The organism is Curtobacterium sp. PhB170, assembly GCF_003752345.1.
In the GTDB taxonomy this organism is placed as follows: domain Bacteria; phylum Actinomycetota; class Actinomycetes; order Actinomycetales; family Microbacteriaceae; genus Curtobacterium.
This window is the reverse complement of the sequence record NZ_RJUM01000011.1, coordinates 278,818-291,571: the sequence shown is the minus strand read 5'-3', so window position 1 is coordinate 291,571 and position 12,754 is coordinate 278,818. Positions and strand designations below refer to the sequence as shown.

Here is a 12,754-nt window from a genome sequence, read left to right as displayed (position 1 = left end):
GCGCGACCCGACGCGACACGCGAGCCGACCTGTGGATGCCGGACCGCGCCTCCCGGCCTGTGCACGACAACGGGCGCACCCGGCGGACCCAGCAGCGGGGAGCAGACTGACGACGTGCCCAACCCACCCCGACTGAGCGACCTGTCCGGCTCGCAGGAGGCCGACACCGGCACCCTCCGGTCCCGCGGCCGCCGGTTCACCGAACTGCTGTCGATCGCGCGACGCCACCGCCTCGTCCCGTTCCGTCGCCTCGACTTCTCGCACGACCCGGCCACCTCCGACCTGCGCCGCAGCCAGGCCGAGCACCTGCGCCGTGCGCTGGAAGAGGCCGGTGGCGGGTTCGTGAAGATGGGCCAGCTGCTCTCCACCCGTGACGACCTGCTGCCGGAGGAGTGGACCGAGGGCCTCGCCCACCTGCAGCGCAACGTCACCGCCGCCCCCGCCGACCAGGTGCTCGCCCTGCTCGAACAGGAACTCGGCGCACCGGTCGACCAGGTGTTCGCGTCCTTCGACCCGGTGCCCGTCGCCGCGGCCTCGATCGCCCAGGTCCACCGCGCCCGCCTGCCCGACGGCACCGCGGTCGCGGTCAAGGTGCAGCGCCCCGGCATCGACGCCGCCGTCCGCCGTGACGTCGACATCGCGCTCCGCGTCGTCCGCTTCATGGCGCGCTGGTCGACCGAGGCCCGGCAGGTCGGCGTGCAGGACGTGGCGGCGCAGTACGCCGACGACCTGGTCCGCCAGGTCGACTTCGTGTCCGAGCTGCGGAACCTCACCGCCCTGCGTGCCGCACAGGCCCGCAGCGCCCGTCCGGACGAGGTCCGGTTCCCGGACCCGTACCCGGACCTGTCCGGGCGCCGCGTGCTCGTGATGGAGTTCCTGGAGGGCGACACGCTCAGCGCGATCCGCGCCGAGCGTGCGGACCGCGACCTCGACGGCCCGATGCGCGCGATCCTGCGCGCGTTCCTGCGCCAGGTCGTCTTCGACGGTCTGTACCACGCCGACCTGCACCCCGGGAACGTCCTGGTGCTGCCCGACGGGCGGCCCGCGTTGATCGACTTCGGATCGGTCGGGAGGCTCGACCCGACCCTCCGGGACACGGTCCAGGACCTGCTGGTCGCCTACCTGCAGGACGACACCTCGCGGATCGCGGATGCGGTCCTGCGGATGGCACCGGTGCGCGACGCGCACGACGAGCCCGACTTCCGTCGGGACATCGCGCGCTTCGTCGCGGACGAGCTCGGACCGGGCGCGCGCATCGGCGTCGAGACGGTCGACGACGCCGTCGAGGTGTTCGGGCGGTACCGGCTCAAGGCGCCGCCGGACTTCGTCGCGGCCGCGCGGGCGCTGGCGATCTTCGAGGGCACCCTCCGCACGCTCGCGCCGTCCTTCGACCTGCTCGAGGAGTCGCGCGGGCTCGCCCGTGAGCAGATCACCGACCAACTTCGCCCCGGCAAGCTGCGCGACCTGGCGGCGAAGGAGCTGATCGGCGTCGTCTCCGCGGCCCGACGGCTGCCGCGCCGGGTCGACCGGATCGGCGAGGCGATCGAGACGGGCAAGTTCACCGTCAACATCCGGCTCTTCGCGGACCGCCGCGACCGCGAGCTCGTGTCCGGCATGATCCGGCGCATCCTGCTCGTGCTGCTCGGCGCCGGTGCCGGCATCCTGGCGATCGTCTACCTGGCGCTGCCCGCCCGACCGGACGCGGCGATCTCGACCGCGGTGGCCGGGTCACTGCTCGGGGGAGCGGCCGTGGTGCTGCTCGGCTGGGCGGCGATCGACTCCTGGCGCGCCCGGCGCCGGCGCTGATGGCGACGAGCGGGCGTCCGCTACACTCATCCGGGGCCCAGCGCGGCCCGAAGACCTTTCACAACACGACCGAACGGGACACCGAAGACTCATGGCCAGTACCACTGACATCAAGAACGGCGCCGTTCTCATCATCGACGGACAGCTGTGGTCGGTCGTGGAGTTCCAGCACGTCAAGCCCGGCAAGGGTGGCGCGTTCGTCCGCACGAAGCTGAAGAACGTCGTCTCCGGCAAGGTCGTCGACCGCACCTTCAACGCCGGTGCGAAGATCGACACCGCCGTGGTCGACCGCCGCGACTACCAGTTCCTCTACGAGGACGGCGACTCGTACGTGTTCATGGACACCGACACCTACGACCAGATCCCGGTCTCGGCGACGGTCGTCGGCGACGCGAAGAACTACCTGCTCGAGTCCGCGATGGTCACCATCGCGATGAACGAGGGCAACCCGCTCTACGTCGAGCTTCCGACGTCGATCGTGACCGAGGTCGAGACCGAGCCGGGTCTGCAGGGCGACCGCTCCTCCGGTGGTACCAAGGACGCGACCATCGTCGCGACCGGCCACCGCATCCAGGTCCCGCTGTACCTCGAGAGCGGCACCACGGTGAAGATCGACACGCGCGACGGCAGCTTCCTCGGCCGCGTCAACTCCTAGGCGACGCTGTATGAGTGCTCGTTCGAAGGCTCGTAAGCGCGCCCTCGACATGCTGTACGTGGCCGAGGTGCGTGAGCTCCCGATCGCGGACGTCCTGGCCACCGAGACCGTCCGTCACCTGGACCAGCCCGAGCGCGCCTCGAGCTGGGACTACGCGCGGCAGATCGTGACGGGCGTCGACGAGGCCCGTCACGAGATCGACTCCGTCATCATCGACCACGCCCAGGGGTGGTCGATCGCCCGGATGCCGGTGCTCGACCGCTGCATCCTGCGGATGGCCGTCTGGGAGCTCCGGTTCAACCCGGAGGTGCCGGACGCCGTCGCGATCGCCGAGGCCGTCGAGCTCGCCCAGTCGCTCTCGACCGAGGACTCCGCGGGCTTCGTGAACGGTGTCCTCGGAGCCGTCGCCGGCGGTCGTGCACCGTCCGGTCGGACGGTCGCAGGGGACCAGGAGTCCCGCTAGGCTTGTGCACGTCAGCATCCTTTAATGCCGTCCAGTGAGGCGGGGAAGGGGGTCGACGTGGGTACCAGAACGGTCCTGCAGCAACCCGACATCACGCGCGCTCTGACGCGCATCGCACACGAGATCCTTGAGGCCAACCACGGCGGCTCGGACCTCGTCCTCCTGGGCATCCCGACCCGGGGCGCCGTGCTCGCCGAACGGCTGGGCCGCGTCCTGGCGGACATCGAGCCCGAGTGGCAGTCCGCGCGGGCGGGCATCGGATCCGAACGGGTCGGCACGCTCGACGTGACCATGCACCGGGACGACCTCGGGCACGGTATCGGTCGTGCCCCGCACCGCACGGTGATCCCCGCCGGCGGCATCGACGGCAAGGTCGTCGTGCTCGTCGACGACGTCCTGTACTCGGGCCGCACGGTCCGGGCAGCGCTCGACGCCCTGCAGGGGATCGGCCGGCCGCGCGCCGTCCGGCTCGCCGTGCTCGTCGACCGCGGCCACCGCGAGCTGCCGATCCGCGCGGACCACGTGGGCAAGAACCTGCCGACCGCCTCGGACGAGCGGGTCACCCTGCACCTGTCCGAGACCGACGGCGACGACACCGTGTTCATCGAGCAGGGGGTGGCGTGATGCGGCACCTGCTCTCCACCGCCGACCTGTCGCGCGACCAGGCCGTGCACATCCTCGACGTCGCCGAGGAGATGGCCGAGGTCAACACGCGCGAGGTCCGGAAGCTCCCGGCCCTGCGCGGCAAGACCGTCGTGAACCTGTTCTTCGAGGACTCGACACGCACGCGCATCTCGTTCGAGGCCGCGGCGAAGCGCCTGTCGGCCGACGTCATCAACTTCGCGGCCAAGGGCTCGAGCGTCTCCAAGGGTGAGTCCCTCAAGGACACCGTGCAGACCCTCGGCGCGATGGGCATCGACGGCATCGTCATGCGGCACGGCTCGTCCGGTGCGCCGCGCGTGCTGGCCGACGCCGACTGGATCGACGTCCCCGTGGTGAACGCCGGCGACGGCACGCACGAGCACCCGACGCAGGCGCTGCTCGACGCCTTCACCATGCGTCGTCGCCTGCACGGTGCCGGGTCGCGCGGCCAGGGCCTCGACGGCGTCCGGGTCCTGATCGTCGGCGACGTGCTGCACAGCCGCGTCGCCCGATCGAACGCGTGGCTGCTCCGGACCCTCGGCGCGAGCGTCACCTTCGCCGCACCGCCGACGCTCCTGCCCGCGACGACGACGCCGTTCGGAGCCGCGGTGCACCACGACCTCGACGCCGCCCTGGCCGAGGACCCGGACGTCGTCATGACGCTCCGGATCCAGCAGGAGCGGATGGACGACGCGTTCTTCCCGAACCCGCGCGAGTACACGCGGCACTGGGGCCTGACGGCTGCGCGGTTCGCGCGGCTGTCCGAGCGCACACTGATCATGCACCCCGGTCCGATGAACCGCGGGCTGGAGATCGCCGGCGTCGCTGCCGACGACCCCCGTTCCACCGTGGTCGAGCAGGTCGAGAACGGCGTCTCGGTCCGCATGGCGGTCCTCTACCTGGCCCTGACCGGCACCGAACCGAAGGAGTCCGCAGCATGACCGCTCACCTGATCCGCGGCGCGCAGCTGGTCGACGGCTCGCGCGCCGACATCCGACTGCAGGACGGCCGCATCACGGCGATCGGCTCCGGCGTGGACGCGAGCGGTGCAACGGTCGTCGACGCCGACGGGCTCATCGCCCTGCCGGGTCTCGTCGACCTGCACACCCACCTGCGCGAGCCCGGTCACGAGGAATCCGAGACGGTCCTCACCGGCTCGCGCGCCGCGGCGGCCGGAGGCTTCACCGCCGTCAACGCGATGGCGAACTCGAGCCCGGTCGCCGACACCGCCGGGGTCGTCGAGCAGGTGCAGGCACTCGGCGACGACGCCGGCTACGTCACGGTCCGCCCGATCGGCGCGGTGTCGCAGGGGCTGCAGGGCACGCACCTGTCCGAGATCGGTGCCATGGCGACGAGCAGGGCGAAGGTCCGGGTCTTCTCGGACGACGGCTCCTGCGTGGCCGACCCGCTCCTCATGCGCCGCGCACTCGAGTACATCAAGGGCTTCGGCGGGGTGCTCGCGCAGCACGCGCAGGAGCCCCGCCTGACCATCGGTGCGCAGATGAACGAGGGCCGGCTGTCGTCGGAGCTCGGGCTCGCGGGCTGGCCGGCCGTGGCGGAAGAGGCGATCATCGCCCGCGACGTCCTGCTCGCCGACCACGTCGGGGCTCGGTTGCACGTCTGCCACGTCTCGACCGCCGGCAGCGTCGAGGTGATCCGCTGGGCGAAGTCCCGCGGCATCGACGTCACCGCCGAGGTCACCCCGCACCACCTCGTGCTCACCGAGGACCTCATCGCCGGGCACGACGGCGCCCCCGGGTACGACGCCCGCTACAAGGTGAACCCGCCGCTCCGGGCACGCGAGGACGTCGACGCCCTGCGCGCCGCCCTGGCCGACGGCACCATCGACATCGTCGCGACCGACCACGCACCGCACACCGCCGAGGCGAAGTGCTGCGAGTGGCCGGCGGCGGCGAACGGCATGGTCGGCCTCGAGTCGGCGCTGAGCGTCGTGCAGTCCGCCGTCGTCGTGTCGGGGCAGCTCGACTGGGCCGACGTCGCCCGGGTCCTGTCCGAGGCGCCCGCGCGCATCGGCCAGGTCGAGGGCCACGGTCAGCGCATCGCCGAGGGCGCGCCCGCCGAGATCACGCTCTACGACCCGACGGCCAGCCGCGAGTTCGCGGTCGCCGACCTCGCCGGGCAGTCGCAGAACTCGCCGTACCTCGGCATGACGCTGCCCGGCCGGGTCGTCGCCACGTTCCACCTGGGCGCGCCGACGGTGCTCGACGGCCGTCTCGTCGACGCCGACACCGTCGCCGCGCACGCCGCGGCACTCCGGACGGGGGCGCGCGCATGAGCGGCGACGCCGCGCGCTGGTTGCTCGGCGGGGTGATCCTGCTCGCGGTGGCCGCGCTGTTCGTCGCCATGGCGCGCACCTGGCGGACGCGGACCAGGAAGCAGGCGGAATCCGTGCCTCCCGTCCCCGTCCCGACCACGATCGGACCGGAAGTCGGGGCCTGGGACGGTTTCTCCGTCGCGACGACCCGTGCCGACCAGCCGCTGGAACGCATCACCGCCGGCGGACTCGGCTTCCGCGGCCGCGGCGGCGTGCGCGTCCACCAGACCGGTGTGGTCCTGCGACTCGCCGGCGCGGACGACCGCTGGGTCGCACGCGCTGCGGTCCGCGGGGCCGACCGCTCGACGTGGGCGATCGACCGGGTGGTCGAGCCCGGGGGACTGGTCCGTCTGCGATGGACGGCGACCGGCGCCGCAGGTGCGACGGACCTCGACACGTACTTCCGGTTCCCGGAGGACGACGCAGCAGCGCTGCTCGCCCTGCAGGGACTGACCGAGACCGGGCCGCAGGCGACTGCGGCCGATGCCCCGCGAACCGCGGGCGAAGGGAAGAAAGCATGACACGCGAACGGGCCGTCCTGGTCCTCGAAGACGGCACCCGGTACGACGGCTGGGCCTACGGCGCCCGCGGGCGCACGCTCGGCGAGGTGGTCTTCGCGACCGGCATGACCGGCTACCAGGAGACGCTGACCGATCCGTCCTACGCCGGCCAGATCGTGGTGCAGACCGCGCCGCACATCGGCAACACCGGCGTCAACGACGAGGACCCGGAGTCCCGTCGCATCTGGGTCGCCGGGTACGTGGTGCGCGACCCCAGTCGCGTGGTGTCGAACCACCGCGCGAACGCGTCGCTCGACGACCACCTGGTGCGCGACGGCATCGTCGGGATCTCCGGCATCGACACCCGGTCCCTCACGCGCCGGATCCGCGACGCCGGCGCCATGAAGGGCGGCGTCTTCAGCGGTGCCGACGCGCAGCAGTCCGAGTCGGAGCAGCTGGACGCCGTCCGGTCGCAGGCCACGATGGCCGGCGCGAGCTTCTCGGCGATCGTGTCCACCCCGGAGACCTACGTCGTGCCGGCCGAGGGCGAGCAGATCGGCCGACTGGCCGTCCTCGACCTGGGCGTGAAGGCGTCGACCACCCGCTACCTCGCCCAGCGCGGCTTCGAGGTGCACGTCGTGCCGCAGGACATCTCCGCTGCGGCGCTCGAGGAGCTCGCACCGGACGCCCTGTTCTACTCGAACGGCCCCGGCGACCCCGCCGCGTCGGACGCCCAGGTCGAACTGCTGCAGGGCAGCCTGCGGACCGGTCGCCCGTTCTTCGGCATCTGCTTCGGCAACCAGCTGCTCGGCCGCGCGCTCGGCTTCGGCACCTACAAGTTGCCCTTCGGTCACCGCGGCATCAACCAGCCGGTGCTCGACACCACCACGGGCAAGGTCGAGATCACGAGCCAGAACCACGGCTTCGCGGTCGACGCTCCTCTGGGGCAGGTCCTCGAGTCGCCGGCCGGGTTCGGCCGCGTCGAGGTCTCGCACTACTCACTGAACGACGACGTGGTCGAGGGCCTGCGGGCGCTCGACGTGCCCGCGTTCAGCGTGCAGTACCACCCCGAGGCCGCCGCTGGTCCGCACGACAGCATGTACCTCTTCGACCGGTTCGCGGACCTGGTGCGCGCGCGACGTGACGGGGAGCCGCTCGACGCGGCCACCGCCGACGCGACCACTCCCGCAGCAGACATCACCAAGGAAGCGAACTGATGCCCAAGCGCGCAGACATCAACTCCGTCCTCGTCATCGGTTCCGGCCCGATCGTCATCGGTCAGGCCGCCGAGTTCGACTACTCCGGCACCCAGGCGTGTCGTGTCCTCCGTGCCGAGGGCGTCCGGGTCATCCTCGTCAACCCGAACCCGGCGACGATCATGACCGACCCCGACTTCGCCGACGCGACCTACATCGAGCCGATCACGAACGCGTGCCTCGAGGAGATCATCCGCATCGAGAAGCCGGACGCCGTCCTGCCGACGCTGGGCGGCCAGACCGCCCTGAACGCGGCGATCGCGCTCGACGAGGCCGGCATCCTCGAGAAGCACGGTGTCGAGCTCATCGGCGCCAAGGTGGACGCCATCCAGCGCGGCGAGGACCGCCAGCTCTTCAAGGAGCTCGTGCTCGAGTCCGGCGCCGACGTGGCCCGGAGCCACATCGCCCACACGCTGGAAGAGGCGAAGGAGTTCGCGAAGGACCTCGGCTACCCGCTCGTCGTCCGCCCGTCCTTCACCATGGGTGGTCTCGGTTCGGGCTTCGCGTACGACGAAGCCGAGCTCGTCCGTTTCGTCGGCGACGGGCTGCAGTCCAGCCCGACGACCGAGGTCCTGCTCGAGGAATCGATCCTCGGCTGGAAGGAGTACGAGCTCGAGCTGATGCGCGACAACTACGACAACACCGTCGTCATCTGCTCCATCGAGAACGTCGACCCGGTCGGCGTGCACACCGGCGACTCGATCACCGTCGCCCCGGCGCTCACGCTCACCGACCGCGAGTACCAGAACATGCGCAACATCGGGATCGACATCATCCGTCGCGTCGGTGTCGACACCGGTGGTTGCAACATCCAGTTCGCCGTCGACCCGTCGAACGGCCGCCTGATCGTCATCGAGATGAACCCGCGCGTCTCCCGTTCGTCGGCCCTGGCGTCGAAGGCCACCGGCTTCCCGATCGCGAAGATCGCCGCGAAGCTCGCCATCGGGTACCGCCTGGACGAGATCCAGAACGACATCACGAAGGTGACTCCGGCCAGCTTCGAGCCGACGCTCGACTACGTGGTCGTGAAGACCCCGCGCTTCGCGTTCGAGAAGTTCCCCGCGGCGGACGCCACGCTCACCACGACGATGAAGAGCGTCGGCGAGGCGATGGCCATCGGCCGCAACTACGCGACGGCGCTGCAGAAGTCGCTGCGCTCGCTCGAGAAGCGCGGCTCGAGCTTCCACTGGGACACCCCGGCGGCGGAGCTCGACAAGGACGCCCTGCTCGCGAAGTCGTCCATCCCCACCGACGGCCGGATCGTCACGGTGCAGCAGGCCCTGGTCGCCGGCGCCACCGCCGCCGAGGTCTTCGACGCCACGAAGATCGACCCCTGGTTCATCGACCAGATCGTGCTCATCAACGAGGTCGCCGCCGAGGTCGCGGCCGCGGACGAGCTCGACGCGGACACCATCCGCTGGGCCAAGGAGCACGGCTTCAGCGACACCCAGATCGCGGCGCTGCGCAGCACCCCGGAGCGCCCGGTCAGCGAGCAGCAGGTCCGCGACGACCGGCACGCCCTCGGCATCCGCCCCGTCTTCAAGACCGTCGACACCTGCGCCGGGGAGTTCCCGGCCCTGACGCCGTACCACTACTCGTCGTACGACGCCGAGACCGAGGTGGTCGCGAGCGACCGCAAGAAGGTCGTCATCCTGGGCTCCGGCCCGAACCGAATCGGCCAGGGCGTCGAGTTCGACTACTCCTGCGTGCACGCGTCCTTCGCGCTGAGCGACGCCGGGTTCGAGACGATCATGATCAACTGCAACCCCGAGACGGTCTCCACCGACTACGACACCTCGGACCGCCTGTACTTCGAGCCGCTCACGGCCGAGGACGTCCTCGAGGTCATCGAGGCCGAGGCAGCGTCGGGCGAGCTCGTCGGCGTCGTCGTGCAGCTCGGCGGGCAGACCGCCCTGGGCCTGGCGAAGCCGCTCGAGGCGGCGGGGATCCCGATCCTCGGCACGAGCCCGACGGCGATCGACTCCGCCGAGGAGCGCGGCCAGTTCTCCGCCATCCTCGACGCCGCGGGGCTGCTCGCGCCGCGCAACGGCACCGCCCACGACCTGGCGAGCGCGACCGCCGTGGCCGAGGAGATCGGCTACCCGGTGCTCGTCCGCCCGTCCTTCGTGCTCGGCGGCCGCGGCATGGAGATCCTGTACGACTCCCCGTCGCTCGCCGACTACTTCGACCGGATGGCCGACCAGGCGATCATCGGCCCGGAGCTCCCGCTGCTCGTCGACCGGTTCCTGGACGACGCGGTGGAGATCGACGTCGACGCGCTCTTCGACGGTGAACGGCTCTACATCGGCGGCATCATGGAGCACCTGGAAGAGGCCGGCATCCACTCCGGTGACTCCGCCTGCACCCTGCCCCCGGTCGGCCTCGGCCGTGCCGAGATCCAGGGCGTCGTCGACGCGACCGAGAAGATCGCCCGCGGCATCGGCGTGCAGGGGCTGCTCAACGTCCAGTTCGCCATCGGCGCCGGCGTGCTCTACGTCCTCGAGGCGAACCCGCGCGCCAGCCGCACGGTCCCGTTCGTCTCGAAGGCGCTCGGCATCGCGCTGGCCAAGGCCGCGTCCCGCATCATGACCGGCACCAGCGTCGACGAGCTCGTCGCCGAGGGCATGCTGCCGGCACGCGACGGGGCGTTCGTCCCGATGGAGGCGCCGGTCGCCGTCAAGGAGGCCGTCCTGCCCTTCCGCCGCTTCCGCACCCGCGAGGGCCAGGTCGTCGACTCGGTCCTCAGCCCCGAGATGCGCTCCACCGGCGAGGTCATGGGCATCGACCGCGACTTCCCGCGGGCGTTCCTCAAGTCGCAGGACGCCGCGTACGGCGGCCTGCCGACCAGCGGCACGGTCTTCGTGAGCGTCGCGGACACCGACAAGCGCGCCATCGTGCTGCCGGTGCACCGCCTGCAGCAGCTCGGCTTCACGGTCATCGCGACCGAGGGCACGGCGGAGATCCTCCGCCGCAACGGCATCGAGGTCGGCATCGTCGGCAAGTACAGCCAGGGCGGCGAGAGCGTCGTCGACCTGCTGACGCGCAACGAGGTCGACATCGTCATCAACACGCCGTCCGGTGCCGCCGGTCGTGCGGACGGGTACGAGATCCGTGCGGCCACGGTCGCAGCGGACAAGCCGCTGTTCACGACGATCGCGCAGATCGGTGCGGCGGTCGCGGCGATCGAGACGATCGGCACGCCACTCAACGTCCGGAGCCTGCAGGACTACGCGCGGGAGCGCGCCACCTGGTGAGCGAGGGGCACACGGGAGGCCCGGCCTCCTTCGGCGATCGGCTCGCGTCCGCGATGCGCGAGCGTTCACCGCTCTGCGTCGGCATCGACCCCCACGCCACCACCCTGGCGGCGTGGGGGCTCGGCCGCGACGAGCAGGGCCTGACCGCCTTCGGTGCGGCCCTGGTCGACGCGGCCGCCGGCCGCGCGGCGATCGTGAAGCCGCAGATCGCCTTCTTCGAGGCGGCGGGGGTTGCGGGCTACCGCGCGCTCGACGCGACGATCCGTCGGGCACGTGATGCGGGCCTCCTGGTCGTCGCCGACGTGAAGCGGGGCGACATCGGGTCGACCGGTGACGACTACGCGCTCGCGTGGCTCGACCGTGACGGGCCGTTCGCGGCCGACGCGATGACGGTGTCGCCGTACCTGGGCTACGGCTCGCTCAGCGGGACGGTCGACGTCGCTCGACGGAACGGTGCCGGGGTCTTCGTGCTCGCCGCGACGAGCAACCCTGAGGCGCGGGTGCTGCAGACCGCGGTCCTGGCGGAGGGCCCGCGTGCCGGGCGGTCCGTGGCTGCCGGTATCGTCTTGGACGTGGCAGACGACAACCGGGCCGCGGGCGACCAGGCCCTCGGCGACGTCGGGCTCGTGCTCGGCGCGACCCTTCACCTCGACGACTTCGGCATCGACGCGGACGCCATCGGCACCGCGCCGGTCCTGGCCCCGGGCTTCGGTGCCCAGGGCGCCCGGATCGAGGACCTCCGTGCGCTGTACGGTGCGCGCGCCGAACAGGTGCTCGTGAGCGAGTCGCGCGGGCTGCTGACCGACGGTCCGGACGGCGTCGCGGCACTCGTGTCCGACCGCGCCGACCGGATCCGCGCCGCCCTCGGGGCCGCAGCATGACCGCCGACGGCGACCGCGCCGACGGCACCGACCTGCCGGCCCACCGCACGCCACCGCAGGTCGACCGCGTCGCGGCGGCCCAGGCAGCGGTCGCCGCGCGACGCGCCCGGGCTGCGGTCAAGTCTGCGATCGCGTCGGGGGAGCGCTCGGCGCTCGAGGTCGCACGGTCTGCATGGGATGACGCCCTCGTCGACACGACCTCGGCGGAGCGCTCGCTCCGGGTGCGCGACCTGCTCGTCAGCCTGTCCGGCATCGGTCCGGCACGTGCCGAGTCGATCATGGGCACGCTGCGCATCGCGCCGTCGAAGCGCCTCGGGGGCCTCGGCACCCGGCAGCGCACGGCCCTGGCCGACTGGCTCGCCGCCCGCGGTCGCAAGCGCGGTGCCTCGAAGCTCGTCGTCCTCGCCGGGCCGACGGCGGTCGGCAAGGGCACGGTGAGCGCGTACATCCGCGAGCAGTACCCGGACGTGAACCTCAGCGTCTCCGCCACCACCCGGAAGCCCCGCCCGGGCGAGGTCGACGGCGTGCACTACTACTTCGTCGACGACGCTGAGTTCGACCGGATGATCCGCGAGCGCGAACTGCTCGAGTGGGCCACGGTGCACAACTCGTACCGATACGGCACCCCGCGGCCGCCGATCGACCGAGCGCTCGACGCCGGCGAGCGGGTCATGCTCGAGATCGACCTGCAGGGTGCTCGCCAGGTCCGTGACGCCATGCCCGAGGCCGTGCTCGTGTTCCTGCTGCCCCCGACGTGGGAAGAGCTGGTGCGTCGACTCATCGGCCGCGGCACCGAGTCGCCCGAGGAACAGGCGCGTCGACTCGACACCGCGAAGGTCGAACTGGCCGCCCAGGACGAGTTCGACGTCCGCATCGTGAACTCCGATGTCGGCACCGCGGCACGGCAGGTCGTAGACTTGTTCTCTGCGCCCTGACGGGTGCACCGACGACGAGGAGACTCC

The 12,754-nt window shown here is 71.6% G+C and carries 11 protein-coding genes; all 11 read left to right on the top strand.

Annotated features, from left to right (window positions below; translation table 11 throughout):
• The first annotated feature begins 114 nt into the window (after nucleotides 1-114).
• The 11 genes from EDF40_RS12195 to gmk all read left to right on the top strand — a co-directional run bounded on the left by EDF40_RS12195 (nucleotide 115) and on the right by gmk (nucleotide 12,727).
• Nucleotides 115-1,806, top strand: a complete 1,692-nt coding sequence (locus EDF40_RS12195) for an AarF/ABC1/UbiB kinase family protein (RefSeq protein WP_123339717.1) — start codon at nucleotides 115-117, stop codon at nucleotides 1,804-1,806.
• 91 nt (nucleotides 1,807-1,897) lie between these two features.
• Nucleotides 1,898-2,461 (top strand): elongation factor P, encoded by a 564-nt coding sequence (gene efp / locus EDF40_RS12190; protein ID WP_123339716.1) that lies wholly within the window; start codon nucleotides 1,898-1,900, stop codon nucleotides 2,459-2,461.
• Between the two features lie 10 nt (nucleotides 2,462-2,471).
• The gene (gene nusB, locus EDF40_RS12185) at nucleotides 2,472-2,924 is read left to right on the top strand and encodes a transcription antitermination factor NusB (protein WP_123339715.1); all 453 of its coding nucleotides are present in this window, start codon (nucleotides 2,472-2,474) and stop codon (nucleotides 2,922-2,924) included.
• A 24-nt stretch (nucleotides 2,925-2,948) separates the two neighbouring features.
• A complete protein-coding gene (gene pyrR, locus EDF40_RS12180; protein ID WP_111083911.1) occupies nucleotides 2,949-3,548 on the top strand; it encodes a bifunctional pyr operon transcriptional regulator/uracil phosphoribosyltransferase PyrR in 600 nt (199 codons plus the stop codon).
• Nucleotides 3,548-4,507 carry an aspartate carbamoyltransferase catalytic subunit gene (locus EDF40_RS12175; protein WP_123294316.1) on the top strand — a complete coding sequence of 320 codons (960 nt, stop codon included), beginning with the start codon at nucleotides 3,548-3,550 and terminating at the stop codon, nucleotides 4,505-4,507. Before pyrR ends, EDF40_RS12175 begins: the two co-directional genes overlap by 1 nt.
• Entirely contained in the window at nucleotides 4,504-5,862 is a 1,359-nt protein-coding gene (locus tag EDF40_RS12170) for a dihydroorotase (protein WP_123339714.1), read from the top strand. Before EDF40_RS12175 ends, EDF40_RS12170 begins: the two co-directional genes overlap by 4 nt.
• Nucleotides 5,859-6,422, top strand: coding sequence for a hypothetical protein (locus EDF40_RS12165; protein ID WP_123339713.1), 564 nt, complete (start codon nucleotides 5,859-5,861; stop codon nucleotides 6,420-6,422). Before EDF40_RS12170 ends, EDF40_RS12165 begins: the two co-directional genes overlap by 4 nt.
• A complete protein-coding gene (gene carA / locus EDF40_RS12160; protein WP_123339712.1) occupies nucleotides 6,419-7,618 on the top strand; it encodes a glutamine-hydrolyzing carbamoyl-phosphate synthase small subunit in 1,200 nt (399 codons plus the stop codon). Before EDF40_RS12165 ends, carA begins: the two co-directional genes overlap by 4 nt.
• The gene (carB, locus tag EDF40_RS12155) at nucleotides 7,618-10,911 is read left to right on the top strand and encodes a carbamoyl-phosphate synthase large subunit (protein WP_123339711.1); all 3,294 of its coding nucleotides are present in this window, start codon (nucleotides 7,618-7,620) and stop codon (nucleotides 10,909-10,911) included. The genes carA and carB overlap by 1 nt, the downstream gene beginning before the upstream one ends.
• Nucleotides 10,908-11,792: an orotidine-5'-phosphate decarboxylase gene (gene pyrF / locus EDF40_RS12150; RefSeq protein ID WP_260212712.1), complete on the top strand. Its 885-nt coding sequence runs from the start codon at nucleotides 10,908-10,910 to the stop codon at nucleotides 11,790-11,792. Before carB ends, pyrF begins: the two co-directional genes overlap by 4 nt.
• On the top strand, nucleotides 11,789-12,727 hold the full coding sequence (gmk, locus tag EDF40_RS12145) for a guanylate kinase (protein WP_123339709.1): 939 nt from the start codon (nucleotides 11,789-11,791) through the stop codon (nucleotides 12,725-12,727). The genes pyrF and gmk overlap by 4 nt, the downstream gene beginning before the upstream one ends.
• Nucleotides 12,728-12,754 lie beyond the last annotated feature (27 nt).

Excerpts from the sequence above, each read along its gene's own strand:
- efp (WP_123339716.1), top strand. The coding sequence starts at position 1,898 with ATGGCCAGTACCACTGACATCAAGAACGGCGCCGTTCTCATCATCGAC.
- nusB (WP_123339715.1), top strand. The coding sequence starts at position 2,472 with ATGAGTGCTCGTTCGAAGGCTCGTAAGCGCGCCCTCGACATGCTGTAC.
- pyrR (WP_111083911.1), top strand. The coding sequence starts at position 2,949 with ATGCCGTCCAGTGAGGCGGGGAAGGGGGTCGACGTGGGTACCAGAACG.
- EDF40_RS12175 (WP_123294316.1), top strand. The coding sequence starts at position 3,548 with ATGCGGCACCTGCTCTCCACCGCCGACCTGTCGCGCGACCAGGCCGTG.
- EDF40_RS12170 (WP_123339714.1), top strand. The coding sequence starts at position 4,504 with ATGACCGCTCACCTGATCCGCGGCGCGCAGCTGGTCGACGGCTCGCGC.
- EDF40_RS12165 (WP_123339713.1), top strand. The coding sequence starts at position 5,859 with ATGAGCGGCGACGCCGCGCGCTGGTTGCTCGGCGGGGTGATCCTGCTC.
- carA (WP_123339712.1), top strand. The coding sequence starts at position 6,419 with ATGACACGCGAACGGGCCGTCCTGGTCCTCGAAGACGGCACCCGGTAC.
- carB (WP_123339711.1), top strand. The coding sequence starts at position 7,618 with ATGCCCAAGCGCGCAGACATCAACTCCGTCCTCGTCATCGGTTCCGGC.
- gmk (WP_123339709.1), top strand. The coding sequence starts at position 11,789 with ATGACCGCCGACGGCGACCGCGCCGACGGCACCGACCTGCCGGCCCAC.